General features: G+C 58.1%; 1 rRNA gene. It reads right to left on the reverse strand.

The features are described 5' to 3' along the window. Positions 1–97 (reverse strand): 5S ribosomal RNA (rrf, locus tag IF99_RS31800); the annotation flags it as partial. Positions 98–217 lie beyond the last annotated feature (120 nt).

A 217-nucleotide genomic window follows, 5' to 3' on the forward strand; every position in this document is an offset into this window, starting at 1 on the left:
CCCACAAGGTCCCCCTTGCAGTACCATCGGCGCTTTGAGGCTTAGCTTCCGGGTTCGGAATGGGACCGGGCGTTTCCCTCACGCTATGACCACCGAAACACTGTAAAACCAGCAACCCCCCCGCCACACCACAAAACGTGGGGGCAGCATGTGATTGTTCGTGGTTTCAGAACCAACACAGTGGACGCGAGCAACTGAGGACAAGCCCTCGGCCTAT

The sequence above is a fragment of the Streptomyces sp. NRRL F-5630 genome (assembly GCF_000719475.1).
Taxonomy (GTDB): domain Bacteria; phylum Actinomycetota; class Actinomycetes; order Streptomycetales; family Streptomycetaceae; genus Streptomyces.